The 26,645-nt window shown below is 65.6% G+C and carries 24 protein-coding genes; 17 read left to right on the top strand and 7 right to left on the bottom strand.

Annotated features, from left to right (window positions below; genetic code table 11):
• Positions 1-128: 128 nt before the first annotated feature.
• Complete coding sequence (locus GIW57_RS09655) at positions 129-1,118, top strand: fumarylacetoacetate hydrolase family protein (protein ID WP_236510287.1); 990 nt, start codon at positions 129-131, stop codon at positions 1,116-1,118.
• A gap of 14 nt (positions 1,119-1,132) precedes the next feature.
• On the top strand, positions 1,133-1,801 hold the full coding sequence (gene maiA / locus GIW57_RS09650) for a maleylacetoacetate isomerase (protein ID WP_180166678.1): 669 nt from the start codon (positions 1,133-1,135) through the stop codon (positions 1,799-1,801).
• Between the two features lie 33 nt (positions 1,802-1,834).
• On the opposite strand, the gene GIW57_RS09645 is transcribed toward maiA, so the two are convergent.
• From GIW57_RS09645 to GIW57_RS09635, 3 genes are all read right to left on the bottom strand, one after another.
• Positions 1,835-3,298, bottom strand: a complete 1,464-nt coding sequence (locus GIW57_RS09645; protein ID WP_236510284.1) for a UdgX family uracil-DNA binding protein — start codon at positions 3,296-3,298, stop codon at positions 1,835-1,837.
• Positions 3,279-4,562: a putative DNA modification/repair radical SAM protein gene (locus GIW57_RS09640; RefSeq protein ID WP_236510282.1), complete on the bottom strand. Its 1,284-nt coding sequence runs from the start codon at positions 4,560-4,562 to the stop codon at positions 3,279-3,281. The genes GIW57_RS09645 and GIW57_RS09640 overlap by 20 nt, the downstream gene beginning before the upstream one ends.
• Before the next feature lie 130 nt (positions 4,563-4,692).
• Entirely contained in the window at positions 4,693-5,820 is a 1,128-nt protein-coding gene (locus GIW57_RS09635; protein ID WP_100462812.1) for a PilT/PilU family type 4a pilus ATPase, read from the bottom strand.
• Between the two features lie 121 nt (positions 5,821-5,941).
• On the opposite strand from GIW57_RS09635, the gene GIW57_RS09630 reads away from it, so the two are divergent.
• From GIW57_RS09630 to GIW57_RS09580, 11 genes are all read left to right on the top strand, one after another.
• Positions 5,942-6,307 (top strand): DUF4398 domain-containing protein, encoded by a 366-nt coding sequence (locus tag GIW57_RS09630; protein WP_089238584.1) that lies wholly within the window; start codon positions 5,942-5,944, stop codon positions 6,305-6,307.
• The gene (locus GIW57_RS09625) at positions 6,304-7,188 is read left to right on the top strand and encodes an OmpA family protein (RefSeq protein WP_100462813.1); all 885 of its coding nucleotides are present in this window, start codon (positions 6,304-6,306) and stop codon (positions 7,186-7,188) included. Before GIW57_RS09630 ends, GIW57_RS09625 begins: the two co-directional genes overlap by 4 nt.
• Positions 7,189-7,511: 323 nt before the next feature.
• Entirely contained in the window at positions 7,512-7,748 is a 237-nt protein-coding gene (locus GIW57_RS09620; RefSeq protein ID WP_093818802.1) for a YdcH family protein, read from the top strand.
• A gap of 303 nt (positions 7,749-8,051) precedes the next feature.
• Positions 8,052-9,422, top strand: coding sequence for a pyridoxal-phosphate dependent enzyme (locus GIW57_RS09615; RefSeq protein WP_236510279.1), 1,371 nt, complete (start codon positions 8,052-8,054; stop codon positions 9,420-9,422).
• A 123-nt stretch (positions 9,423-9,545) separates the two neighbouring features.
• The gene (locus tag GIW57_RS09610; RefSeq protein WP_100462815.1) at positions 9,546-10,730 is read left to right on the top strand and encodes a cystathionine gamma-synthase; all 1,185 of its coding nucleotides are present in this window, start codon (positions 9,546-9,548) and stop codon (positions 10,728-10,730) included.
• A complete protein-coding gene (locus GIW57_RS09605; protein ID WP_100462816.1) occupies positions 10,730-11,524 on the top strand; it encodes an ABC transporter permease in 795 nt (264 codons plus the stop codon). The genes GIW57_RS09610 and GIW57_RS09605 overlap by 1 nt, the downstream gene beginning before the upstream one ends.
• Positions 11,514-12,869 carry an ABC transporter ATP-binding protein gene (locus tag GIW57_RS09600; protein WP_100462817.1) on the top strand — a complete coding sequence of 452 codons (1,356 nt, stop codon included), beginning with the start codon at positions 11,514-11,516 and terminating at the stop codon, positions 12,867-12,869. The genes GIW57_RS09605 and GIW57_RS09600 overlap by 11 nt, the downstream gene beginning before the upstream one ends.
• Positions 12,869-16,291: a glycosyltransferase gene (locus GIW57_RS09595; RefSeq protein WP_236510277.1), complete on the top strand. Its 3,423-nt coding sequence runs from the start codon at positions 12,869-12,871 to the stop codon at positions 16,289-16,291. Before GIW57_RS09600 ends, GIW57_RS09595 begins: the two co-directional genes overlap by 1 nt.
• A 59-nt stretch (positions 16,292-16,350) precedes the next feature.
• Positions 16,351-18,090, top strand: coding sequence for a hypothetical protein (locus GIW57_RS09590; protein WP_236510275.1), 1,740 nt, complete (start codon positions 16,351-16,353; stop codon positions 18,088-18,090).
• Between the two features lie 8 nt (positions 18,091-18,098).
• Entirely contained in the window at positions 18,099-18,569 is a 471-nt protein-coding gene (locus GIW57_RS09585) for a GtrA family protein (RefSeq protein ID WP_202908248.1), read from the top strand.
• Entirely contained in the window at positions 18,566-19,405 is an 840-nt protein-coding gene (locus tag GIW57_RS09580) for a glycosyltransferase family A protein (protein ID WP_100462821.1), read from the top strand. Before GIW57_RS09585 ends, GIW57_RS09580 begins: the two co-directional genes overlap by 4 nt.
• Positions 19,406-19,422: 17 nt before the next feature.
• On the opposite strand, the gene GIW57_RS09575 is transcribed toward GIW57_RS09580, so the two are convergent.
• The 4 genes from GIW57_RS09575 to GIW57_RS09560 all read right to left on the bottom strand — a co-directional run bounded on the left by GIW57_RS09575 (position 19,423) and on the right by GIW57_RS09560 (position 22,929).
• Entirely contained in the window at positions 19,423-20,388 is a 966-nt protein-coding gene (locus GIW57_RS09575) for a glycosyltransferase family 2 protein (RefSeq protein WP_236510273.1), read from the bottom strand.
• Complete coding sequence (locus GIW57_RS09570) at positions 20,378-21,070, bottom strand: NAD-dependent epimerase/dehydratase family protein (RefSeq protein ID WP_236510270.1); 693 nt, start codon at positions 21,068-21,070, stop codon at positions 20,378-20,380. The genes GIW57_RS09575 and GIW57_RS09570 overlap by 11 nt, the downstream gene beginning before the upstream one ends.
• A gap of 171 nt (positions 21,071-21,241) precedes the next feature.
• Positions 21,242-22,183 carry an electron transfer flavoprotein subunit alpha/FixB family protein gene (locus GIW57_RS09565; protein WP_236510267.1) on the bottom strand — a complete coding sequence of 314 codons (942 nt, stop codon included), beginning with the start codon at positions 22,181-22,183 and terminating at the stop codon, positions 21,242-21,244.
• Positions 22,183-22,929, bottom strand: a complete 747-nt coding sequence (locus GIW57_RS09560; RefSeq protein ID WP_032976362.1) for an electron transfer flavoprotein subunit beta/FixA family protein — start codon at positions 22,927-22,929, stop codon at positions 22,183-22,185. Before GIW57_RS09560 ends, GIW57_RS09565 begins: the two co-directional genes overlap by 1 nt.
• 286 nt (positions 22,930-23,215) lie before the next feature.
• Here GIW57_RS09560 and rfbB point away from each other — a divergent pair, with 286 nt between their 5' ends.
• Genes rfbB through rfbD form a run of 4 tightly spaced genes read left to right on the top strand, consistent with a single transcriptional unit; the run spans position 23,216 to position 26,635 of the window.
• Positions 23,216-24,271: a dTDP-glucose 4,6-dehydratase gene (gene rfbB, locus GIW57_RS09555; protein WP_100462825.1), complete on the top strand. Its 1,056-nt coding sequence runs from the start codon at positions 23,216-23,218 to the stop codon at positions 24,269-24,271.
• A gap of 32 nt (positions 24,272-24,303) precedes the next feature.
• Complete coding sequence (gene rfbA / locus GIW57_RS09550; protein ID WP_100462826.1) at positions 24,304-25,191, top strand: glucose-1-phosphate thymidylyltransferase RfbA; 888 nt, start codon at positions 24,304-24,306, stop codon at positions 25,189-25,191.
• The gene (gene rfbC / locus GIW57_RS09545; protein WP_236510264.1) at positions 25,188-25,745 is read left to right on the top strand and encodes a dTDP-4-dehydrorhamnose 3,5-epimerase; all 558 of its coding nucleotides are present in this window, start codon (positions 25,188-25,190) and stop codon (positions 25,743-25,745) included. The genes rfbA and rfbC overlap by 4 nt, the downstream gene beginning before the upstream one ends.
• Positions 25,742-26,635: a dTDP-4-dehydrorhamnose reductase gene (gene rfbD, locus GIW57_RS09540; RefSeq protein WP_236510261.1), complete on the top strand. Its 894-nt coding sequence runs from the start codon at positions 25,742-25,744 to the stop codon at positions 26,633-26,635. The genes rfbC and rfbD overlap by 4 nt, the downstream gene beginning before the upstream one ends.
• Positions 26,636-26,645: the final 10 nt, after the last annotated feature.

The raw sequence follows: 26,645 nt of genomic DNA, 5'->3' as shown, positions 1-26,645 counted from the left end.
GTGCAGGGCGCAGCCCTGCCTGACACCCCCCACTACGGTAGGGTGAGGCGATGCCGCGCTGCAGCTTGGCTGCACCGGATATTTGATTACACTTGAAACTTGTTTGCCCACGACTCCGGACACCCACCATGAAGCTTGGTTCCTTGAAGGAAGGCGGCCGCGACGGCACCCTGATCGTCGTCTCGCGTGACCTGCGCCACGGCGTGCGCGCCACCGGCATCGCCGCCACCCTGCAGTTGGCCCTGGAGGATTGGAGCCATCTGGCTCCGCGCCTGAACGCCCTGTATGACTCGCTCAATGCCGGTGACGCCGATGGCGTGTTCGACCTGGACCCGCAGGCCCTGGCCGCGCCGATGCCGCGCGCCTATGAATTCGTCGATGGCAGTGCCTACCTGCCGCACGTCGAGCGCGTCCGTCGCGCCCGCGGCGCCGAGGTGCCGGAGAGCTTCTACAGCGATCCGCTGATGTACCAGGCCACCAGTGCCGGTTTCTACGGCCCGCGCGATGCGGTCAAGGTGGTCAGCGAGGACTACGGCATCGATCTGGAAGCAGAGATCGTGGTGATCACCGACGACGTGCCGATGGCCGCCACTGCGGAACAGGCGGCCAACCACATCCAGCTGATCGGACTGGTCAACGACGTCTCGCTGCGCAACCTGATCCCGGGCGAGCTGGCCAAGGGCTTCGGCTTCCTGCAGTCCAAGCCGCGCTCGGCGTTGTCGCCGGTGTTCGTCACCCCCGATGAGCTGGGCGCTGCCTGGCAGGACAGCAAGGTGCACCTGCCGCTGCTGACCCACATCAACGGCACGTGGTTCGGCGCGCCGGAAGCCGGTGTCGACATGCAGTTCAACTTCGCCCAGCTGGTCGCGCACGCGGCGAAGACGCGCCCGCTCAGCGCCGGCACCATCGTCGGCTCGGGCACCATCGCCAACGAAGACACCAGCAAGGGCGCGTCCTGCTTCGCCGAACAGCGCGTGGTGGAGACCCTGCGCGACGGCAAGCCGAGCACACCGTTCATGTCCTTCGGCGACGTGGTCCGCATCGAAATGCTCGATGCCGCCGGCAACAGCATATTCGGTGCGATCGAGCAGCGCATCGAACAGGCGGCCAAGCCCTGAGCATGGAGGCGGCGATGGAGATTCCGGTCGACGACGGCATCGTGCTGTACACCTACTGGCGATCCAGCGCCGCCTACCGCGTGCGCATCGGCCTGGCATTGAAAGGCCTGGCCTTCGAAGCACGACCGGTGCACCTTGTGCGCGAGGGCGGTGAGCAACACCATGACGGCTACCGCGGGCTCAACCCGCAGCAGCTGGTGCCGACGCTGTTGCATGACGGGCACGTGCTGACCCAGTCGCTGGCGATCCTGGAGTATCTGGAAGAGCGCTTCCCGCAGGTGCCGCTGCTGCCGGCCGACGCCGCTGGCCGCGCACGGGTGCGGGCGCTGGCGCAACTGGTGGCCTGCGACATCCACCCGATCAACAACCTGCGGGTGATGCAGTACCTGGAGCGCGATCTGCAGTTGCCGGCCGATGCACGCACGCAATGGACGCTGCACTGGATGGCCGAGGGCTTCGCGGCGATGGAGACGATGCTGGCTGCCAGCGCGGACACCGGCACGTTCTGCCACGGTGACCGCCCGGGTCTGGCTGACATCTGCCTGTTGCCGCAGCTGTACAACGCGCACCGCTTCGGTCTGGATCTGGCGCCGTACCCGATCCTCCGCCGGATCGAGACCGCCTGCCAGCAGCTGGACGCATTCACCGGTGCACGCCCGGAAAAGCAGATCGACGCCGCCTGACGTGCCGCTGTGCTCGCCGGGCATGGCCCGGCGCTACCGTTGTCTGTTGCCCCCTTCCAGCAGCTGCCGCAGGTCATCGCGGAACAGCCTGTAGGCGTCCTCGCGCCGCGCTTCATCCTTCTGCCGCAGCACCCAGGCCGGATGCACCGTGGCGTAACCACGGGTCCCATCGTCCAGCACGTGCCAGCGACCACGGTCGCGCATCAGGTTGAAGCCGCTGCCGAACAACGCGGTTGCTGCCGTAGCTCCCAGGCAGACGATCATCTGCGGTTTCACCCGTGCGATCTCGCCCTGCAGCCACGGCCGGCAGGCATGCACATGACGGCTCTCAGGACGCTTGTGCAGGCGCACCTTGCCGCGCCGTTCGTGGTGGAAATGCTTCACCGCGTTGGTCAGGTACAGCGTGCTGCGTTCGATGCCCAGTTCCTGCAGCGCGCGGTCCAGCAGCTTGCCGGCCGGGCCCGCGAAGGGGCGGCCACTCAGGTCCTCGACATCGCCGGGCTGTTCGCCCACCAGCATGATGTGTGCATCGGCACGACCTTCGCCGAACACGGTCTGGGTGGACGCCTCCCACAGCGGGCACTGCCGGCAGACGGCTGCTTGCTGGCGCAGTGCCTGCAGGCTGCCATCGTCCGCAGCGGCGTCAGTGGCATCGTTCTGCCGCGCTGGGATACGTCGTTGTGGTGCCTGCGCCGGCCGATCGTGCATCTCCTGCACGCGGTTGGCCGCATCGCGCACAAGGCCAGGCAACAGCTGTGCTTCGGGAAGGTGCTTCCAGTACCGGGTGGGCATTTCCTGCTGCATCATCCGCGTGTTGAGCCGCGCCGGATTGAAGATGCTGGCGTAGTAGGTCTGCCACAGCGTTTCGCGTGCGTCTTCGGCGGGGGCATCCTGGCGGGTGCCGCCATCACCGAACCATAGAGCGCTGCCATCCCACTGCACGCTGCGCGTGGGCGTCAGGATCGCCCAGCGCATGCCGGCGAAACGGCGGGCGAAGAACGGTGCAACGCGGTCGACGATGTTGTGATCGGGCTCGAACCAGGCGATGAACGCGTCGGTCTCGCCGGGCACCTCGCGGAAGCGCACGAAGGCCTTCATCTTGTGCGTATCGCGGCGCACCGCCTGCGCCAGCGCCAGCAAACGCAGCACATCGGCATCGGCCGGATTGGACAGCACCGTGCGTTCGCCGTGGGTGATGCGCCACAACAGGCGGTACAGCAGCGGCAGGCGCTGCGGATCGCGATGGCACAGGCAGGTTGCGGCCAGTTCCACGAAGTCGCGTGGCACGTTCGGTGCGGTGGCGCCAGCGGGCAAAGGCGCCTGCTGCACCGCCGGCGCATCCAGCAATGACGCCTCGGTACCGGCGATCCAGTCCAGCTGTTCAGGGCGCACGCCGCGCAGCAACGCCTCCCGCGCCGCGTTGCGCCAGGCGTCCAGTGACCACGGCGGGTCGACCCGCAGCGACCAGCGCTGCAGCTCAGGCAGCGGGTGCGGCATCGAACAGCGAGCCCTGGCGGGGTGGTGGGGCCAGCTTCGCGCGCAGTGCTGCCGGATCGTCCAGCGCGCTGCGCGGATGGTGGTCGGCCAGCTGCACGAACGGCAGCAGCTTGCTCATCGGCGCCTTCAGCCGGGCGACGTCGGCCACCCGCAGGCGACCGTGACGGCGCGCCATCAGCACGCGCTTGACGTTGCGCACGCCCAGCCCGGGCACCCGCAGCAGCAGCTCCTTCGGTGCAAGGTTCAGGTCCACCGGGAAGCGCTCCGGATGCCGTATCGCCCACGCCATCTTCGGATCGATGTCCAGGTCCAGCATGCCGCCCTGGGTGGTGTCGGTGATCTCCTCCACGCCATAGCCGTAGAAGCGCAGCAGCCAGTCGGCCTGGTACAGCCGGTGCTCGCGCTGCAGCGGCGGCGGTTGCAGCGGCAGCTGGCGGCTCGCATCGGGAATCGGGCTGAAGGCGGAGTAATACACCCGGCGCATGCGGTAGTTGCCGTAGAGGCTGTCGGCGCTGGTCAGGATCTGCTGGTCACTGGCACCGTCGGCGCCGACGATCATCTGCGTGCTCTGCCCGGCAGGGGCGAAGCGGGGCGGGCGAGGGCGTGCGCTGCGGGTGGATACCGGGGCGATCAGCGCCGGCGCCTTGCGGGCCTCCTTGGCCTCTTCGATACGCCAGCGCAACTCACCCATCGCGCCGCGGATCGATGTGCTGGTCTTTTCCGGGGCGAGGGTGGCCAGGCCCGCCTCGGTGGGCAGTTCAACGTTGATCGACAGGCGATCGGCGTAACGACCCGCAGCGGCCAGAAGCTCCGGCGATGCCTCGGGGATGGTCTTCAGATGGATGTAGCCGGCGTACCGATGCTCCTCGCGCAGCCGTCGTGCGACCTCCACCATGCGTTCCATCGTGTAGTCCGCATTGCGGATGATGCCGCTGGAAAGGAACAGGCCCTCGATGTAATTGCGCTTGTAGAAGTCCAGGGTGAGCGTGACCACCTCGTCCACGCTGAAACGCGCGCGCTGCACGTTGCTGGACACCCGGTTCACGCAGTAAGCGCAGTCGTACACGCAGAAGTTGGTCAGCAGGATCTTCAGCAACGACACGCAGCGGCCATCGGGCGTGTAGCTGTGGCAGATACCCATCCCTTCGGTACTGCCAATGCCGCCGGAGGCGCGCGAATCGCGCTTGCCCGCGCCGCTGGAGGCGCAGGACGCATCGTATTTTGCGGCGTCGGCAAGGATGGCCAGCTTGCGTATGGTTTCCATTGAAGGAACCTACGCACGAGGGGTCTCATTGGATGAGACAGCCCCTTAACCCTTCAGGATTCCGCCGGGCATGGCCCGGCGCTACCACCACGCGTCCGGTAGCGCCGGGCCATGCCCAGCGGCCGTGCCGTCAGAACCCGTGGGTAATGCTCGGCGCGCCGGCCGAGAAGTCCGCGTACGGATCGTGCTCGCCGCTGCCGCCTTCGGACAGGCGGAACTTCAGCGCCAGGCCATCGCGGGAGTCGGCCGCGCGCAGTGCTTCTTCCTGATCGATGGTGCCGGCCTTGGCCAGCCGGAACAGGCACTGGTCGAAGCTTTCCATGCCTTCTTCCAGCGAGGCTTCCATCGCCGCCTTGATCTCGTGCACCTGGCCACGTCGCAGCAGGTCGCGGATCATCGGCGTGTTGATCAGCACTTCGGTGGCCGGCAAGCGGCGCCCCTCCTTGTTCTTCACCAGGCGCTGGCTGACCACCGCGCGCAGGTTCAGCGCGAGGTTCATCAGCACGTTCTTGTGGGCGCTTTCCGGGAAGAAGTTGAGGATGCGCTCGATGGTCTGGTCGGCGTTGTTGGAATGCAGTGTGGCCAGGCACAGGTGACCGGTTTCGGCGAAGGCAATGGCCGCCTCCATCGTTTCCGCATCCAGGATCTCGCCGATCAGGATCACGTCGGGTGCTTCACGCATCGCATTCTTCAGCGCGTCGTGGAAGGTGTGGGTATCCAGCCCGACCTCGCGCTGGTTGACGATCGACATCTTGTGCTTGTGCAGGTACTCGATCGGGTCCTCGATGGTGAGGATGTGACCGGTGGTGGTGCTGTTGCGGTGATCGATCATCGACGCCAGCGAGGTGGACTTGCCGGAGCCGGTGGACCCCACCACCAGCACCAGCCCGCGCGGAGTCATGATGACGTCCTTCAGCACCTGCGGCAGGTTGAGCTCTTCGATGCTCGGAATCCGGCTGCGGATGGCGCGGATGACCATGCCCACTTCACCGCGCTGCTTGAACACGTTGACGCGGAAACGCCCGGCATCAGCCAGGGCGATGGCCATGTTGAGCTCCAGTTCGCGCTCGAACTGGGGCACCTGGCCCTCGTCCATCAGCGAGTAGGCGATTTTCTTCACCATTCCCGGCGGCAGGCCGGTGTTGCCGAGCGGATACAGCTTGCCCTCGATCTTGATGTAGACCGGCGCGCCGGTGGTCAAGAACATGTCCGAAGCGTTCTTTTCGGTCATCAGCTTCAGGAAGTAGCCGATATCCATTGCGAATTTTCCCCAACGAAACTGCCGGTGCCCGTTGCAAGCACGGTACCGGCTTGACGACAATGGCCGCGAACCGACAACCGGTACGGCCTCCCCAATGAAACGACTTAGCTTCGCACGAATGCGCCACAGCCTGTATGTGATGGCGTTTGCATTCGCACTCTCTGCCCCCGCCTGGGCGCAGGACGGCGCGTTGGAACTGGCGCAGGCCCGGCAGGCGGTGGACAAAGCCACCCAGGCCGATGCCGACCAGTACGCCCCGGACCTGATCGGGCTGGCCCGTCAGGGACTGGAGCAGGCCCAGCGTGCCGCGGGCGACCGCCGCGAGCGCAAGAACGCACCGGCCATGGCCCTGCGCGCTGCCGTTGACGCCGATCTGGCCCGTGCCCGCAGCGAGGAAGCCACGGCGACCGCACAGCTGCAGCTGCGCCGCAACGAGGTCAACCAGCTGCAACGCCAGTTGTCGACCGGGGAGGACCGCCGATGAAGACCATCTCCGCCCTCACCCTTGCCACACTGCTGGCCCTGCCGACGCTGGCCCTGGCCGCAGACAACCCGATGGTCGGCCAGCTGAGCCAGCGCCTGCTGTCGATCCAGGCCAATCCGGACACCGCCGAGCTGGGCGCCTTCGAGCGCATGCAGGCGCAGCAGGCCATCGCCACCTTGGAGAAGGCCAAGCGCCGCGACCAGGAACTGGCCACCTATCTGGCCGAGCGCCGGGTCGAGATCGCCGAGACCGCCGTGCGGGCTGCGCTGGCCGCGCGCGAGGTGGACCGCCTGGAACGCACCCGCAGCGATCTGCTGATCGAGGCCAGCCGCCGCGATGCCGCCCGCGCCCGCCAGGAAGCCGAGCAGCTGCGCATGCAGGCGCAGATGCAGGCAGAAGAGGCCGAACGCCTGCGCCAGGCGGCCGAGGCCGAGACCCTGGCCCGCCAGGATGCCGAGAACGCCCTGACCAGCGTGGCCGGCAAGCAGCAGCAGCGCCTCAGCTCGGCCCAGCAGAACGCGGCCAAGCTGGCCCGTGAGGAAGCCGAGCTGGTGTCCGGGCAGAAGCTGCCGGGCTCGAAGTTCGATGGTCGCGGCGAGGTCTTCACCTTTGCCGGTGACGCATTCGCTGCCGGGGCCTCCAGCCTGTCCGGTGGCGCCCGCAACCAGGCCAAGGCCCTGGCCGAGTACGTGAACATCGGCAAGAAGGGCAGGATCCGCATCGAGGCCTACGACAGTGCCAATGGCGTAGGCCAGAAGCGGGCCGAGGCACTGCGCGATGCGCTGGTCTCGGCCGGCGTTGCCAGCAGCCGGATCCAGGTCGCGGGCAAGAAGGCGGCTTCGACCCGGGCCCGCTCGGCCGAGGTCGTGATCGCCCCGTAATTGCTTGATATCGTTTGTTTTTCGTTGTGTTGAGTATTCAGCCTGAACCCCGCCTCGGCGGGGTTCGGTCTTTTTGCCGCAGGGGCTTGAACCCGGTCCAGAGCAAGCGTAGGGTCAATTGTCCGGGACGCAATAACGCGGACCGGACGATGGGAGGGCCGGGCCGATGCAAGCAGGGCGCGAACCGCAGCAGATCGACGTGCGCAGGCCAGTGCCGCGCGTCATTGTGGGCACCCATGTGGGCATCGACCGGCACTCCTCCATGAACAACGCCCCGTGCCTTGCGGCCGGGGCGTTCGTGTATCTGTCGAAGGAGGTCCATCATGTTTGAAGATCAGCCCCAGAGCGAGATCGACGCCCGTCGCGCGCGCGATCCGGAGTTCCGGGCACTCCATGACCAGCACCGCAAGTTGAACAAGAAGTGCATGGATGCGGAGTTGGGTGTACTCCCGATCGATGATGTCACCCTGGGTCGAATGAAGCGCGAGAAGCTGCTGGCCAAGCAACGCCTTCTGCGAATGTACGAAACACCGCTCGCAGCGTCGTCCCCCACGCATTGACGCACACCGGTCGTGCCCGGAATGGCATGACCCGGCCATCGATGGCCCCGCCAGGCACTCCTGACCTGGCAACGCGGCGCCGCTGAACGCAGGCGTCGCGCCAAGGCACCACACGCGGTGGTGCCTTGGCCCTGCAGGCACGTCCCCCGATGCGGGCGGTACCGGTCTCCTCGTCGATCCGGGGCCGTCCGCATCCCTTTTTGGGCGGGCTGTCGCCTTGGCATCGAACCGGCCTGACTTTCGTCGCCATCCGTCGGATAATCATCGGTCCGGCCCTGCGTGGCGCGAACCGAAGTCCCCCGAATGCATATCCATTCTTCCGTCCTCGAACTCATCGGCCAGACCCCGATCGTCAAGGCCCAGCGCCTGGACACCGGCGTCTGCGAGCTCTACCTGAAGCTCGAAAACGCCAACCCGGGCGGATCGATCAAGGATCGCATCGGCCTGTCGATGATCGAAGCGGCAGAAAAGCGCGGCGACCTGAAGCCCGGCGCCACCCTGGTCGAAGGCACCGCCGGCAATACCGGCCTGGGCCTGGCACTGGTGGCCCAGCAGAAGGGCTACAAGCTGATCCTGGTGGTGCCGGACAAGATGAGCCGGGAGAAGATCTTCAACCTGAAGGCGATGGGTGCCGAAGTGCGCCTGACCCGCTCGGACGTGGCCAAGGGTCACCCGGAGTACTACCAGGACCTGGCCAAGACCATCGCCGAGCAGACCCCGGGCGCGTACTTCATCAACCAGTTCGGCAACCCGGACAACCCGGCCGCACACGAATTCGGCACCGGCCCGGAGATCCTCGAGCAGATGGGCGGCGATCTGGATGCCATCGTGTTCGGCTGTGGCAGCTCCGGCACCATGACCGGCCTGTCGCGCGCCTTCGCCACGCTGTCGCCGAAGACCGAGCTGGTGCTGGCCGATCCGGTCGGCTCGATCCTGGCCGAATACATCAACGACGGCGTGCTCAACGACAAGTCGGGCAGCTGGCTGGTGGAAGGGATCGGCGAGGACTTCCTGCCCTCGATCTCCGACTTCAGCCGGGTGAAGCAGGCCTACGCCATCACCGACGCCGAGAGCTTCCACACCGCGCGCGAGCTGCTGGCCAAGGAGGGCATCCTCGGCGGTTCCTCCACCGGCACCCTGCTGGCGGCGGCGCTGAAGTACTGCAAGGCGCAGACCACGCCGAAGAAGGTGCTGGTGCTGGTCTGCGATACCGGCAACAAGTACCTGTCGAAGATGTACAACGACTACTGGATGCTGGACAACGGCTTCCTTGAGCGCCCGCAGCACGGCGACCTGCGCGACCTGATCCTGCGCCCGTATGGCCAGCGCGACACCGTGGTGATCGGCCCGAACGACCTGCTGACCACCGCCTACCAGCGCATGAAGCTGTACGACGTGTCGCAGCTGCCGGTGATGGATGGCGACCAACTGGTCGGCATCGTCGACGAAAGCGACGTGCTGCTGCATGTCTATGGCGATGAAGCACGCTTCTGCGACCCGGTGGCCACCGCCATGGTCAGCAAGCTGGACCGCCTGGATGTGAAGTCGCCCATCGAGGCGCTGCTGCCGGTGTTCGACCGTGGCCAGGTGGCCATCGTGATGGATGGTGATGCCTTCCTCGGCCTGATCACCCGCATCGATCTGCTGAATTACCTGCGTCGGCGCGTTCAGTAAGGCGTTTATCGCCGCAGATCGCTGCTGAATCCCGGTTTATCCGCGTCAAAGCTCGTTAAGGCCGCGCTGATAGACTCCCGCTCCTTCGACGGCGCCGGTCATCGGCGCCAATCAGGAAACGACATGTCCAACGCTTCTTCCCCGGACCGCGCGCTGGCGCTGGCCACCCTGGCCATCCATGGCGGCCAGTCGCCCGACCCGAGCACCGGCGCGGTGATGCCGCCGATCTACGCCACCTCGACCTATGCGCAGTCCAGCCCGGGCGAGCACCAGGGCTTCGAGTACTCGCGCACGCACAATCCGACCCGCTTCGCCTACGAGCGTTGCGTGGCTTCGCTGGAAGGCGGCACCCGCGGCTTCGCCTTTGCTTCGGGCATGGCCGCCAGCTCGACGGTGATCGAACTGCTGGATGCCGGCAGCCACGTGGTGGCGATGGACGACATCTATGGCGGGAGCTTCCGCCTGTTCGAGCGTGTGCGTCGCCGCACCGCCGGGCTGGACTTCAGCTTTGTCGACCTGACTGATCTGGCGGCGTTCGAGGCGTCGATCACGTCGAAGACGAAGATGGTGTGGATCGAGACCCCCACCAACCCGATGCTGAAGATCGTCGACATCGCCGCGGTCGCCGCCATCGCCAAGCGCCATGGCCTGATCGTGGTGGTCGACAACACCTTCGCCTCGCCGATGCTGCAGCGTCCGCTGGAGCTGGGCGCGGACCTGGTGCTGCACTCGGCCACCAAGTACCTCAATGGCCACTCGGACATGGTCGGTGGCATGGTCGTGGTCGGTGACAACGCCGAACTGGCCGAGCAGATGGCCTTCCTGCAGAATTCGGTGGGTGGCGTGCAGGGCCCGTTCGACAGCTTCCTGGCGCTGCGTGGCCTGAAGACCCTGCCGCTGCGCATGAAGGCGCACTGCGCCAACGCGATGGCGCTGGCACAGTGGCTGGAAAAGCACCCGGCAGTGGAGAAGGTGATCTACCCGGGCCTGGCCTCGCACCCGCAGCATGCGCTGGCGGGCAAGCAGATGAACGGCTACGGCGGCATCGTCTCGATCGTGCTGAAGGGCGGTTTCGAAGCGGCCAAGCGCTTCTGCGAGAAGACCGAACTGTTCACCCTGGCCGAGTCGCTGGGCGGGGTGGAAAGCCTGGTGAATCACCCGGCGGTGATGACACATGCCTCGATCCCGGTGGCACGCCGCGAGCAGCTGGGCATCAGCGATGCGCTGGTGCGGCTGAGCGTGGGTGTGGAGGATCTGGGGGACCTGCAGCTGGATCTGGAACAGGCGCTGACGCAGAAGGTCGGCTGATGGGGATTCTCTCGGTATTCGGCAAGCATCGCTCGCTGACCTTCGAGCTGAGCCAGCGCGAAGTCCTGGGCCGTTACCGCGGCGCCAGTTTTGGTCTGCTGTGGTCGCTGATCAGCCCTTTCCTGATGCTGTTGGTCTACACCCTGGCTTTCGGCTTCGTCATGAAGGGGCGTTGGCCGGGCTCCACCGGTTCGACCACCGATTTCGCCCTGATCCTGTTCGCGGGCCTGACCGTGCACGGCTTCTTCGCCGAGTGCTTCACCCGCGCACCGCAGTTGATCGTTTCCAATACCGGCTATGTGAAGCGGGTGGTGTTCCCGCTGGATATCCTTGTCTGGAGCATGACCTTCTCGGCATTGTTCCACCTGTTGATGAACATGGTGGTGCTGCTGCTGCTGCAACTGTTCATCAAGGGCAGCGTTCCGGCCACGGCGGCCCTGCTGCCGCTGGTGGTGATGCCGCTGGTGGTCCTGACGGTGGGCATCGGCTGGATCGTGTCATCGCTGGGTGTCTACCTGCGGGACATCGGCCAGATCGCCGGCGTGATCGCGGCAGCGATGCTGTTCCTGTCATCGGCCATCGTGCCGGTTGAATCCGTACCCGAAAGCTACCGCATCGTGTTCGAACTGAACCCGCTGACTTTCATCATCGACCAGGTGCGCGAAGTGGTGATCTGGGGCCGTATGCCCGACTGGGCAGGGCTTGGCATCTACACGCTCATCGCCTGCACGGTCGCCCTGCTGGGCCATCGCATGTTCAACAAGCTGCGCGTGGGTTTTGCCGATGTCCTCTGACCGTATCGACAATGACGTCGTCATCGACGTACAGGGCGTGGGCAAGTCGTACCACATGTACGAGCGTCCCTCGCACCGTCTCCTGCAGGCCCTGGCGGGCAAGCGCAAGTCCTTCTACAAGGATTTCTGGGCGCTGCGTGGTGTCAGTTTCTCGGTCCGTCGTGGGCAGACCGTGGGCATCGTCGGTCGCAACGGCTCGGGCAAATCCACGCTGCTGCAGATGATCGCCGGTACCCTCAACCCGACCGAAGGCCACATCACGGTCAAGGGTCGCGTGGCGGCGCTGCTGGAGCTTGGTAGTGGTTTCAACCCGGAATTCACCGGGCGCGAGAATGTCTATCTCAACGCCACGATCCTGGGCCTGACCCGGCCCCAGATCGAGGCGCGCATGGACAGCATCCTTGCCTTCGCCGACATCGGTGAGTTCATTGACCAGCCGGTGCGCAGCTACTCCAGCGGCATGTCGGTGCGGCTGGCCTTCGCGGTGATCGCCCACGTCGATGCCGACATCCTGATCATCGATGAGGCGCTTGCCGTAGGCGATGCCTTCTTCTCGCAGAAGTGCATGCGTTTCCTGCGCGAGTTCCAGAAGAACGGCACGCTGCTGTTCGTCAGCCACGATGCGGCGGCGGTGACCAACCTCTGCGAGAGTGCGGTCTGGCTCCAGAATGGTCAGATGCGCCTGTCCGGTACGTCGCAGCAGGTGATCGAGGCGTACATGACCGAGCAGCATGTGGTCGGGCGTCGCGAAGCCGGTGTCGAGGACGTCAAGGTGGAAAAGAAGTCGCGCAGGCTCGCGTCCGATGCCCCCGACTTCCGTCATGATGCCCTGCGCGAAGCGGGCGTCAGCAACCGGATCGCCCTGTTCGAGTTCGACCCGGAAAACGTGGGCCAGGAGTTTGGCACGCAGGGTGCGCGCATCGTCGATGTGGCACTGACCGATCAGGACGGCGCACCGCTGGGCATGGCCGAGGGTGGCGAGCTGGTCCGCCTGCGCATCCGGGTTGAGCTCATGCAGTCGCTGCACAGCCTCATCGTTGGCTTCTACGTGAAGGATCGACTGGGCCAGAGATTGTTTGGCGACAACAGCTATTTCGCCTGCAAGGACGCACCGGTGGGCGGGCAGGCCGGTGAGTCTGTCGTGGCTTCGTTCCTGTTCCGCATGCCGGTAATGCCGTCCGGCTCTTACATGATCGATGCAGCGGTGGCCTCCGGTGACCAGCACGACCACACCCAACAGCACTGGATTCATGACGCGCTGGAGTTCCGCGCGATCGACGAGACCATGCGTTTCGGCCTGGTGGGGTTGCCCATGCTTGCCATCGAAGTCACCAAGGAATCCTGATGATCGAGTTCACCGGCGAACGCTTCGTCCCCACCGAACACGGTGTCATCCGCCAGGAACATCTGCATCGATATGCGTGGTGTCTTCCCCTGGTGGAAGGCAAGGACGTGCTCGATGTGGCCAGCGGCGAAGGCTACGGCAGCGCGATGCTGGCCGGACGCGCGCGTTCTGTCCGCGGTGTCGACATCTCCAATGATGCCGTTGCGCATGCGGGCGAACGTTATGCCGACATAGCGAACCTGAAGTACCTGCAGGGCTCCGCCGCGGCCATTCCGCTTCCCGATGACAGTGTTGATGTCGTGGTGTCTTTCGAGACCATCGAGCACCTGTACGAGCAGGAAGAAATGATGTCCGAGATCCGCCGCGTTCTGCGGCCGGATGGCGTGATGATCATGTCCTCGCCCAACAAGGAGGTCTACTCCGATCGTGCCGGCTACCACAACGAGTATCACGTCAAGGAACTGTACCTGGAGGAGTTCCGCGCGCTTGTCGGGCGGTATTTCCCGGCGATGCACCTGTGCGGTCACCGGATGTCGGTCTGTTCCACGATCACCGGGCTGGAAGCCGGACCGGTGCAGCCTGCCTACCAGGCGCTGACCGATACTGGCGAAGGTGTCCAGGAGCGTGCTGCGGTAATTCCCGATGCCGTCTATTTCGTTGTGGTGGCAGCGGCGGATACGTCGCTGCTGCCGCAGCTGGCTGCGTCGGTGCTGTATACCGAAGCGGAGGACCTGTACGCACATCACCACGAAGTCGCGCGCTGGGCCCAGGCCCAGGATGCCGAGATCGGCTCGCTGCGAGGCCATGTGGTGCGCGAGCAGGGGGTGGTGGCAGAGCTGCATCGACAGCTTGAGCAGGCTGGTCTGGCCGCCGCCGAGCAGCTGCAGCTGCAGGAACGGGAGCAGCGCGCCGCAGTCGCACGTCTGCAGCAGCAGTTGGACCAGGAGAGGGCGCGGGCTGCACACCTGGAGTCGGCGATGGCCGAAGTCTGGGAGGTCCGCAGCCAGCTGCAGGCACAGATGACCGCTGTGTCCGGTCTTACCAGCGCGGCGCGTGCCGAACTGCGGCAGCGCCACGAGCAGATCGATCAGCTCCTCCACCGGTCGGGTGTCGACCTGGCGGGGCGGCACTTGATGGACGAGGGCGATGGCAGCGACGTGTCGGCCCTGCTGTCGTCCTATCGCGAAGAGCTTCAGTCGTTGCAGGATCTGACAGGCTCCCTGATCGGTTCGCGCTCCTGGCGCATCACCAAGCCACTGCGTTTTGCCGGTCGCGTGCTGCGCGGCGAGTGGCGTGTGGTGCTGCAGTCGCTGCGTGCATCCGGGCTGGCGCGGCATCCGCTGCTCAAGCCGATGGTACCGATGGCAAAGCGGATGTTGCTGAGGCAGGACGAATCCAACCCGGCACCGCTGGACGGGCTGTTGCTGGAGGAAGTGCGGAACGACCCGCAGGCCATCCTGGAGCGCGTGCGCTTTGCCGATGTGGCTGATCCGGTGGTCAGCATCGTCATCCCGACCTATGGCAATTTCGAGCAGAGCCTTGCCTGCGTGGCATCCATTGCCCGGGCTGGTGCACGCGTGCCATTCGAAGTCCTGGTTCTGGAGGATGCCTCCGGCGATACGCGGATCGCCGGGCTGGCGGCGATCCCGGGTCTGCGCTATCACGCCAATCCGAAGAATCTGGGTTTCCTGCGCTCCTGCAACCAGGCATTGACCCTGGCCAAGGGTCGCTACGTATATCTTCTCAACAATGACACCGAGGTCCGGCCGGGTTGGCTGGACGCCCTGGTCGAGGTGTTCCAGTCGCATCCGGATGCCGGCCTGGTCGGCTCCAAGCTGGTTTACCCCGATGGCCGGTTGCAGGAAGCAGGCGGCATCGTGTGGGCCGATGGCAGTGCCTGGAACTTCGGACGCCTGGAGGATCCCTCACGCCCGGCCTACAGCTATCTCAAGGAAGCCGATTACGTGTCCGGCGCATCGATCATGCTGCCAGTGGACCTGTTCCGCGAACTTGGCGGATTCGATGAGCATTTCGCGCCGGCGTACTATGAAGACACCGACATCGCCTTCCGCGTGCGTGCGCGCGGCCTGAAGGTGTACATGCAGCCGGAATCGGTGGTCGTGCATTACGAGGGCGTCTCCAGCGGCACCGACGAGAGCAGTGGTGTAAAGGCGTGGCAGGCGGTCAACCGCGACAAATTCCTTGAACGTTGGGGCCCGACCCTGCAGGAAGCGCAGTTCCCCAATGCCGAGAGCGTTTTTCTCGCCCGCGACCGTTCGCGCACCAAGCGCCACGTGCTCGTGGTCGATCATTACATTCCCCAGCCGGACCGCGATGCGGGATCACGCGCGACCTGCCAGGTGTTGCAGACGTTGGTGCAGGAAGGATGCCAGGTCACCTTCTGGCCGGCCAACGCCTACTACGATGCCGAGTACGCGCTGCCGCTGCAGCGATCGGGCATCGAGGTGATGCATGGTGCCGAGTGCGTGGGCGTGGCCGGATTCGACGCCTGGATGGCGGCCAACGGCCACTATCTGGATGTGGTGATACTCAACCGCCCGCACATTTCCGTTGAGCTGGTGGCCAGTGTCCGCCGGCACAGCAAGGCCACCCTGGTGTACTACGGCCACGACATCCATCACCTGCGCATGCAGCAGCAGCTGCAGGTGAAACCTGACGATGAACTGGAGCGGGAAACCCAGCGCTACCGCCGTTTCGAGCATCAACTCTGGCAGCAGGCCGACGTCGTGCTCTATCCGTCGGATGATGAGACACGCCACGTGCGTCAGTGGTTGGCCGAACAGGCACCGGCTGCGACCAGTCGCGCTGCCACCATCCCGTTGTATGCCTTTGAACAATCGGAGGTGCTGCCAACGCCGCAGGGGCGGCAGGACATCCTGCTGGTGGCGGGCTTTGCGCATGCGCCCAACGTCGATGCCGCGCTGTGGTTCGTCAACGAAGTGCTGCCGTTGGTCGAGCGCGAGATTCCCGGCGTGCGGGTGAGCCTGGTCGGTTCCAATCCACGTCCGGAGGTACAGGCCCTCGCCTCGGAACGGATCGAGGTCACCGGCTATGTCAGCGACGCGCGCCTGGAAACCTTCTATGCCCGTGCGCGCGTTGCCGTCGCGCCCCTGCGATTCGGCGGCGGCGTGAAAGGCAAGGTGCTCGAGGCGATGCGCCACGGTGTTCCCTGCGTAACCACCTCGGTGGGCATGCAGGGCCTGAGCGGTGCCAACGCCTTCATGCCGGTGGCGGACGAACCACCGGCAATGGCTGCGCGTATTGTCTCGCTGCTGCGCGATGACGCGCTCTGGCAGCATGTCGCGACGGCGGAGCGGGCATTCATCGACCAGGAATATTCGCGTGAGGCGTTGTGGCGGGTGTTGTCGTCATCAATGCAGCGCGACGAGCGGGCAGCATGAGGCAGCCGATGAGGGGGAGCGCGGCACAACGCCCGCATACCGGCGCAGGCACCACCGGTATGCAGGGTCGTCCTTGGCATGGCGTCGTCCTGGTGCTGGCCGTGGTGGCGGTGTTCGCGGTCATTCACCAGGTCATCCTCAACCGCGCGCACCCTGATGCGCTGTACATGGATTCGCTGCGCCTGCTGTTCCAGCTCGACCAATGGCAGGCGGGCCAGCTGTCCACGTTCGAGTTCTGGGGCGGATCTTCGCATCGCGGGTTCGTGAACCAGTTGTTCCTGTGGGCGAATGTCAGCCTCTTCGATCTTGACGTCCTGCTTGCCAATCGCTTGACCGGCGCGGTGATCGCGGCTGTCGCGGCGTGCCTGTGCATTTCCTGGATGGCTGACATGCGACACCAGCCCGGCGCAAAGCGACCGTGGCTGAACGTGGTGGTGGTGGTAACCGTGGCGGCCCTGTGCTTCAGCTGGGCCGGCTATGAGTTGTTGACCCTCGATCTGGGCCTGCCGCTGTGGACGAAGAACCTGGCCTTCGTGGCGTTCTTCTGTGGCCATGCCCACCTGCTGTCAGCGCGTTCGCGCTGTCCGGCGGTGTGGGTGGTGGCCCTGGTGCTTGCCGCGCCGCTGATCGTGCTGGTGTGCGGCATGGGCTGGAACTACGCCTTCGTCGGCGCCGTATTGGTCGTGCAGGTGTTCTCGTTCCTGCCGCGCTGGCGGGCCGAGGGGCGCTGGACCGGCATTCTGCCGAGCGCGGCGGTCGGGCTGTCGATGGTCGCGTATCTGCTCAGCGGATCGGTCACCGACGCGTCCACACGCAACGGTCTCAATGTCGATGCGGACCTGCCGGTGCTGTTGCTGTACTCGGTGGGCTCCACCATGGGTTACCCCGAAGCGGTGCTGATGGGCGGGAAGCTGCCGTTGGCGACCATCGCAGTGCTTGGGGGCATCCTGCTGCTGGTCGGCGTGGTCGCGGCGGTTGCCTGGCTGCGCCGCGGCGCGCCCGGGTCGCGGTTGCCACTGCTGCTGGCCCTCTATGGTGTCCTGATCGCCGCTTCGCTGACACTGGCGCGTGGTGCTGAAGGTCCGTTCGCGGTGATGGCGTCGCGCTACTACATGGACCTGGTGCTCGGACTGGTGGGCGTGATCTGGCTGGTCGCACGCGAGCTGCAGGCCGCGCCGCGCGGAGCGCAGGGTTGGAACGTGCTGGTGGGCGGCCTGCTGTCGGCGGTGCTGCTGACCCAGCTGCTCACCTATGTCCACGAGTGGAAAGCCAGCCCTTTCCGCGAGGACATCTTCGCGTCCATGAACAAGGCATTGTTGCGGGCCGTGCCTGACGACGAATCCGCCAACCTGCTGCAGGCACAGTTGGACTACGCCCGCAAAGGCGCCAACGTCATGCGTGAGCGCCATCTGGCGCTGTACGCCGACAGCACTGCGAGTGATTGTTCCACGCGCGGGATCGAGTACACCCAGGGCTGGCATGCGGCCGAAGGCGCAGTGCGCTGGAGTGGCGCGCACGCGTCGCTCGCGCTTCCGCCCTGTGGCTGCGCCTATTTCGCCGAGCTGTACGTGCCGCCGGGGCAATCCGAGCGTCATGTGCGCATCAGCACCGCCGCGGGCAACGAGGATGTGCTGACCGTGCAACCCGGCCAGGCGGCGCGCGTGCGCGTAGGCAATGAGCATGCCGAGCTGGCGGTCAGTCCGGTGAGCATTCCCAGCCGGGACCAGCCCGGCAGCAGCGACACCCGTGAACTGGGTGTGCTGCTTACCGGTTTCTCGGTCAGCTGCGAGGTACCGTGAGCATGGCCATGAAGGACGACAACGACCCGCTGCCGCGCTCCGGCCCGCCTGGCCCGCTGCAGCGCCTGATCAAGGACCAGCGCGTGCTGTTCCTGCTGGTCGGTGGCGCCAACACCGCCTTCAGCACGGCCCTGTTCGCCGGCCTGGTGCTGCTGCTGGGGCCCAGGGTGCCCTCGGTGGTCAGCCTGGGCATCGCCTGGGTCGTCTCGCTGGTGCTGGTGTTCTTCGTCTACCGGCGGCTGGTGTTCCGGGTCAGCGGCAATGGCTGGCGTGATTTCCTGCGCTTCACCAGCGTCAATGTCGGCAGCCTGCTGTTGAACATGGGGGCACTGGCGCTGCTGGCCGATGTGCTGGGCCTTCCGGCCATTCCGACCCAGATCGCCATCACCGTGCTGGTGGTGATCTTCAACTACGTCGGCCACAAGCATTTCTCGTTCCGGCGACGACCGGAACCACCTACCGCGGAGAAGAAGGAATGAACCCACGTGTCTCGGTCGTCGTGCCGGCCTACAGGAACGTCGAGTATCTTGCGCAGACGCTCGATTCGATCCTCGCGCAGGACTACGACGATTTCGAGCTGGTCGTGGCTGATCATTCCTCCAACGACGGTACCGATGCATTGCTGGCCCGCTATGCCGATCATCCCAGGGTCCGCGTACTCAGCCCGACACCCACCGGCGGCGGTGCCAAGGCCAACTGGGACCGGGTCAGCATGGCGGCCCGCGGCGAGCTGCTGAAGCTGGTCTGTGGCGATGACCTGATCGCACCCAATGCCCTCAGCCGCCAGGTTGCCGCGCTGGATGCACATCCCTCGGCGGTGCTGGTCGCCAGCAAGCGCGATCTCGTGGATGCACAGGGCAAGGTAATCATCGCGGCGCGTGGCCTGGGTGCGCTGAACGGGCTCGTAAGCGGGCGCGATGCGGTACGGGCATCGGTGCTTGCCGGCACCAACCTGTTCGGTGAGCCGGGCTGCGTGATGTTCCGGCGCGAGCTGCTGGTCCAGGCGGGCGGCTGGGACAATTCCCACCCCTACCTCATCGACCAGGCCAGCTATTCGGCGATCATGCTGCAGGGCGACATGGTGGCGCTGCGCGAGAGCCTGGCCAGTTTCCGCATCAATGCAGGGCAGTGGAGCGTCAGGCTGATGAACGATCAGGCACAGCAGGCCATCGATTTCCACAACGCGCTGGCGGCGGCGGATCCGCAGTTGCTGTCGCCGATGACTTTGCGCCTGGGCAACCTCAAGGCCCGCCTGATGGCGCAGGCGCGACGCCTGACCTACCTGTGGCTGGGACGTCGGATGGGCGCGGCCTGAGGCCGCAACCCACGGGCTCAGGGACGATCGTCCTCTTCCCGGCCTTCCACGTTGGTGGTACGTCCGATGATGTACTGCGGGCGGTTGTTGATGTTCAGCAGCACACGGCCGGTGTATTCACCGATCACACCGAGCGCCAGCAGCTGCAGGCCGCCCATGAACAGGATGGTGATGATCAGTGATGGCCAGCCCACCGCCATCTGCGGGCTGTGCAGTTTCTGCCAGAGCACCACCACGGCCAGCAGGAATGCCACGCACGAGGCCAACACCCCGGCCAGCGAGACAAAACGCAGCGGCACGATGGAGAAGCTGGTGGCCATCTGCAGCCAGAGTGAAATCGATTTGCTCAGACTGTATCCGGAGCGGCCATCGCTGCGTGCGTGGTGCTGGCCGGTAATGGTGGCGATGCGCTTGGGGCTGGTGCTCTGCACCAGCAGTCCGTCGAGATAGACGAAAGGCCCCTGGTAGCGCCGGGCTTCTTCACCCAGTTCACGCACGAAACCGCGGAAAGGCGACAGATACAGGCCCTCGGGCTTCTTCAGCAGGCGCGCGGCCACCATGTCGTTGAAGCGGCTGCCGGCGCGCTTCCACAGCGCGTGCTTGCGGCCTTCGAACTGCACGTAACACAGGTCGGCGCCATCGCGCAGCGTCTGCAGGATGCGCGGGACGTCGGCCGGGTCGTGCTGAAGATCATCGTCCATCGTGACGATATAGCGGCCCCGCGCGAAGCCGAGGCCGGCCATGATCGCATTGTGCTGGCCGGCATTGCGGCGCAGGTCCACGCCAACCAGCCACGGCCGCGTGCGGGCCTCGCTGCGGATGACCTCCCAGGCGTTGTCCGGGCCGGAATCGTGCACCAGTACGACCTCGAAGCCATCTGCGCCCAGCGCCGGCACCAGCACTTCCTCCAGGCGGCGTACGAGGCTGGGCAGGATCGAGGCGCTGCCATAGACGGGGATGACGATGGAGAGTTCAGGTTTCATGGCAGGCGCCGTAGTACTTCTGGATCACACGGAGTGGATAGTCTGGCCCAAAATCCAATCCGATGTCGCGGGCGATCTGCTCTGACAGGGTACTGTCGATGGCCATTGCTTCCCCCCGGTCCACCAGCACGCGGTGTGCTTGGCGGCCCAGCACCTGCTCGAACAGGTCGACGATACGGGGCATCGGCAGTGACCACGGCGAGGCGATTGCAACCACGGGCGGTGGTGCGTCGCCCTCGAGAATGCGGGTGGCGATGGCGGCGACATCGTCGATGTCGATCAGGTTGCGTTGCGCGCCCGCCCACAGCGTCAACTGACGTTCCTGCAGGATGCAGTCGCGCAGGAAATTGGTGAGAGTGTTCGGGTTGCGCGTGCGGCCGACGACCTGTGGCAGGCGCAGCACGGTACCGCGTCCAGAGCCGGTCACCAGGGCTTCCATGGCACGCTTGTGCTGGAAATAGGCAGAGTGCTCCTTGGCGTTGACCACGTTGCAGCTGCCGAAATAGACCAGCCGCTGCTGGCCATCGGCCAGATGCTCCGTCAACATGGCGCGCTCGCGCGCGAACGCCATTGCGTCGGTTTCGTTCGAATTGGAGACGCCCGAAGCGAAAATGACGGTCGAATCGTCCTCTGCGTAGCGCGGTGCGAACGCACGGGCTACCAGTCCCGAACCGACGATCATCGGATGGGGGCCGAAGGCCGGCGGGGCGAGGAGATCGTGTGCATGTCTATGGCGCGTCCATGAGGTTCAGGCCCACGGGGCCGGTGACAGGAAAGCATACGCCAGCTGATGTACTGGCTGAGGGGATGCCGGATCGGAGCGGCCAGGCCGCTCCGATCGCATCGCCAGGCTTCAGGCCAAGGCCTTTTCCAGCTCGGGCAGGATCGTGAACAGATCCCCGACCAGGCCGATATCGGCAATCTCGAAGATCGGCGAGTCCGCATCCTTGTTGATCGCGACGATCGTGCCCGCATCCTTGATGCCGGTCAGGTGCTGGATGGCGCCGCTGATGCCGACGGCCACATACAGATCCGGCGAAATGATCTTGCCGGTCTGGCCGACCTGCAGATCGCTGGGCACGTAGCCGGCATCGACCGCAGCGCGGGAAGCACCGACGGCGGCACCGAGCTTGTCGGCCAGCTGGAAGATGACCTTGAAGTTCTCTTCCGAACCGACGCCGCGGCCACCGGAGACCACGCGCTTGGCGCTCTGCAGGTCAGGGCGGTCGCTGGCGCCGGCAGCCAGGCCGACGAAGCGGGTGTGGCTCGGCAGGGCAGCGTCGACGCTGGCCGCTTCAATGGCGGCACTGCCGCCCTGGGCCGCTTCCGGCCACGACGCGGCACGCACGGTGGCGACCACGATCTGGTCGGCCGGTGCTTCCACGGTGATGATCGCGTTGCCGGCGTAGATCGGGCGCTTGAAGGTGTGGCTGCCTTCGACGGCCATCAGGTCGGAGACCTGGTTGACGCCGAGCAGGGCGGCCACGCACGGCATCAGGTCCTTGCCGAAGGTGGTCGACGGGCCGAACACGTGGGTGTAGCCCTTGGCCAGCTGCGCGATCTGCGGCGCCAATACCTGGGCCAGGGCCTGGGTGTTGGCGGCGTTGGCCACGGTCAGGACCTTGGCGACGCCGGCGATCTTGGCCGCGTCAGCAGCAACGACAGCCGGGTCGGCGGCCAGCACCAGCACGTCGATGGCGGCACCGCTGATCGCGGCGGCGGCACTGACGGTCTTGGCGGTGGCGGCGTTGAGCTTGCCGTCGTGGTGCTCGGCGATGACGAGAATCCTGCTCATTACAGCAACCCCTTCTGCTTGAGTGCGGCAACCAGTTCGGCCGCGTCCTTGACCATCACACCCTTGCTGCGCTTGGACGGCGCGGCGTATTGGGTGGTCTTGAAGGTATCGGCGGCTTCAACACCGAGGTCGGCCAGCTGCAGGGTTTCCAGCGGCTTGGCCTTGGCCTTCATGATGTCGGGCAGCTTGATGAAGCGCGGCTCGTTCAGGCGCAGGTCGGTGGTGACCACGGCCGGCAGATCGACTTCCAGCGTTTCCAGGCCGGCGTCGACTTCGCGGGTCACGGTGGCCTTGCCGTCGGCAATGTCGAGCTTGCTGGCGAAGGTCGCCTGCGGACGGCCCCAGAGGGTGGCCAGCATCTGGCCGGTCTGGTTGGCGTCGTCGTCGATGGCCTGCTTGCCCAGGATCACCAGGTCCGGCTGTTCCTTCTCGACCAGCTTGAGCAGGGTACGGGCGGCGGTCAGCGGCTGGATGGCCTGGTCGGTGACCACATGGATGGCACGGTTGGCGCCCATGGCCAAACCGTTGCGCAGGTGCGCCTGGGCGTCGGCCGGTGCGATGGTGGCAACCACGACCTCGGTGGCGATGCCCTTGTCGCGCAGGCGCAGGGCCTCTTCCAGGGCGATTTCATCGAAGGGGTTGGGGGACAGCTTGACGCCGTCGGTGACCACGCCGGAACCGTCCGGCTTGACCTGAATGCGGACGTTGTAGTCCACCACGCGCTTGTACGCGACGAGGATTTTCATCTGGTACGAGATCCTTGTAGTGCCGGTCGCTGGCCGGCTCACATCTGCTGGAGAACGTCCGGTCCTGCACCAGCAACCGGTTCGGGGGGTGGGACCCTGATTCTAACTGGCCCGGGGCGACCATGCGAATGCGTATGGTTATGCTGCATTGCCGCACGAAATCGCAGTCCCGGCACGCCCGTTCACGTCCCGCAGGCAGTTGCGAAGATGGGCCCGATGTATCCTGTTGCGCTGTGTCGGGGCGTCGAGTGCGCCCCAGGACGAACCATCGAACAGGAGAACAGCAGTGCCCACATGGCTTGTCACCGGCGGTGCCGGATTCATTGGCGGTAACTTTGTCCTCGAAGCGGTCGCCAAGGGCGTGCGGGTGATCAACCTGGATGCGCTGACCTACGCGGGCAATCTGAAGACCCTGGCCCCCCTGCAGGGCAATCCGGACCACGTGTTCGTGCACGGCGACATCGGTGACCATGCGCTGGTGGCCCGCCTGCTGGCCGAACACCAGCCCGATGCGGTGGTGAACTTCGCCGCCGAAAGCCATGTCGATCGTTCCATCGACGGCCCCGGTGCGTTCATCCAGACCAACGTGGTCGGCACCCTGGCCCTGCTCGAATCGGTGCGCGACTACTGGAAGGCGCTGCCGGCCGACAAGGGCGCCGCGTTCCGCTTCCTGCATGTGTCCACCGACGAGGTGTACGGCACGCTGGGCGAGACCGGCAAGTTCAGCGAGACCACGCCGTTTGCGCCCAATTCCCCGTACTCGGCGTCGAAGGCCGCTTCGGACCATCTGGTGCGTGCGTTCCACCACACCTACGGGTTGCCGGTGCTGACCACCAACTGCTCCAACAACTACGGCCCGTACCACTTCCCCGAGAAGCTGATCCCGCTGGTGATCGCCAAGGCGCTGGCGGGCGAGCCGCTGCCGGTGTACGGCGACGGCAAGCAGGTGCGCGACTGGCTGTTCGTGTCCGACCACTGCGAGGCGATCCGCACCGTGCTGGCCAAGGGCCAGGTCGGCGAGACCTACAACGTGGGCGGCAACTCGGAGAAGGAGAACATCGAGGTCGTGCACGCGATCTGCGCGCTGCTCGATGCCCGCCGCCCGCGCGAGGATGGCCAGCCGCGCAGCAGCCAGATCACCTACGTCGCCGACCGTCCCGGACACGACCGCCGCTACGCGATCGATGCCAGCAAGTTGAAGGACCAGCTGGGCTGGGAGCCGAAGTACACCTTCGACCAGGGCATCGGCTTCACTGTCGACTGGTACCTGGACAACCAGGAATGGGTGAACGGTGTGCTTGACGGCAGCTACCGCCTGCAACGCATCGGCACCGCCGCCTGAGCGGCGGCCATCTACGGACAGAGGACTACCGCATGACTCAACGTAAGGGCATCATCCTGGCGGGCGGCTCGGGCACGCGCCTGTACCCGATCACCAAAGGTGTCAGCAAGCAGCTGCTGCCGGTCTATGACAAGCCGATGATCTACTACCCGCTCAGCGTGCTGATGCTGGCGGGCATCCGTGAAGTGCTGATCATCAACACCCCGCACGAGCAGGCCCTGTTCCAGCAGCTGCTGGGCGATGGCTCGCAGTGGGGCATGGATATCCAGTACGCCGTGCAGCCGAGCCCGGACGGGCTGGCGCAGGCCTACCTGATCGGCCGCGACTTCGTCGACGGCAAGCCGAGCTGCCTGGTGCTGGGCGACAACATCTTCCACGGCCATGGCCTGCGCGAAGTGCTGCGCAACGCCGACCAGCGCGACAGCGGCGCCACCGTGTTCGGCTACTGGGTCAACGATCCGGAACGCTACGGCGTGGCCGAATTCGACAAGGCCGGCAAGGTCATCGACCTGGTTGAAAAGCCGGAGAAGCCGCGTTCGAACTACGCCGTGACCGGCCTGTACTTCTACGACGGCAATGCCAGCCACCATGCGGCGGAACTGAAGCCTTCGCCGCGCGGCGAGCTGGAAATCACCGACCTCAACCAGCGCTACCTGCGTGAGGGCAACCTGCACCTGGAAGCACTGGGCCGCGGTTACGCGTGGCTGGACACCGGCACCCACCAGTCGCTGCTGGAAGCGTCCAACTTCATCGAGACCATCCAGACCCGCCAGGGCCTGCAGGTGTGCTGCCCCGAAGAAATCGCGTTCGGCCAGGGCTGGATCAATGCCGAGCAGCTGGAAGCATTGGCGGCGCCGCTGATCAAGAACGGCTACGGCCAATACCTGCACACGCTGGCGGTACGAGGAGTTGTTCCGTGAAAATCATTGAAACCAAGCTGCCCGGCTGCGTGGTGATCGAGCCGGCGGTGTTCGGCGACGAGCGCGGCTTCTTCTTCGAGACCTGGAACGCCGAGCGTTTCGGTCAGCACGGCCTGCCGACGAAGTTCGTGCAGAGCAACGTCTCAACCTCGGCACAGGGCGTGCTGCGTGGCCTGCATTACCAGTGGCCGCGGCCGCAGGGCAAGCTGGTCAGCGTGCTCGAAGGCGAGGTCTACGACGTGGCCGTCGACATCCGCCGCGGCTCGCCGACCTTCGGCCAGTGGGAAGCGGTGGTGCTGAGCGGGGAGAACAAGAAGCAGTTCTGGATTCCGGAAGGGTTCGCACATGGCTTCGCCGTGCTCAGTGAGCGCGCGGTGTTCAGCTATCTTTGCACTGAGGTGTATCTGAAGGACTTCGATGCCGGCGTGCGCTGGAACGATGCAGACATCGCCGTGGATTGGCCGGTCAGTGCACCGACGTTGTCGGCCAAGGACGAGACGGCGCCGTTCCTGAAGGATATCGCCGAAGATCGACTGCCGGTCTACACCGCATGAAGTACCTGGTGCTCGGTGGCAGCGGTCAGGTTGGGCAGGAACTGCTACGCGCGCTCTCGCCGTATGGAGAGGTGATCGCCACCACCCGCAGCGGCAAGCTGGCCGATGGCAGCCCCTGCCATGTAGCTGACTTCAGCAGCCCAGACAGCCTGCCGGCATTGCTTGATGGCCTGCAGCCGTCGGTGGTGATCAATGCGGCCGCATACACTGCGGTCGATCGGGCCGAACAGGATGCACCGGCTGCGTTTGCGGCCAATGCACAGGCGCCGGGTGTGATTGCGCGCTGGTGTGCGGCGCATGGCGTGCCATTCGTGCATTACTCCACCGACTACGTGTTCGATGGCCAGGGCAGCGTGCCCTACGAGGAAGACCAGGCGACCGCACCGTTGGGGGTCTACGGCACCAGCAAGCGTGATGGCGAAGACGCCGTACGCGCCGCGGGCGGCCGTCATCTGATCTTCCGCACGGCCTGGGTATATGCCTCGCACGGCGCGAACTTCCTGCGCACGATGCTGCGGGTGGGCGCCGAGCGCGACCAGCTGCGGGTGGTGGCCGACCAGATCGGTACGCCGACGCCGGCTGCGCTGATTGCCGATGTCACTGCACTGGCGCTGCAGCATCCGGGTCAGCTTTCGGGTACCTGGCATCTGACTGCCAGTGGCCAGACCAGCTGGCATGGATTTGCCGAGGCGATCTTCGCCGAAGCGCTGGCGACGGGCGTGCTGGCCAAGGTGCCGTCGGTTGAAGCCATCCCCAGTTCCGAATACCCGACCCCGGCCAAGCGTCCCGCATGGTCGGTGCTCGACAACCGCAAGCTACAGCAGGATTTCGGCATCGTGCTGCCGCTGTGGCAGGACGGATTGAAGCGGGTCATGGCCGAGATTGCCTGACCCGGTAGGC

Origin of the sequence: Stenotrophomonas sp. PA-6-5C, from assembly GCF_021605635.1 — a bacterium.
GTDB classification, from domain to species: domain Bacteria; phylum Pseudomonadota; class Gammaproteobacteria; order Xanthomonadales; family Xanthomonadaceae; genus Stenotrophomonas; species Stenotrophomonas lactitubi.
Note: the sequence above shows the minus strand (reverse complement) of the source record. Positions and strands in the feature narration are given on the sequence as shown.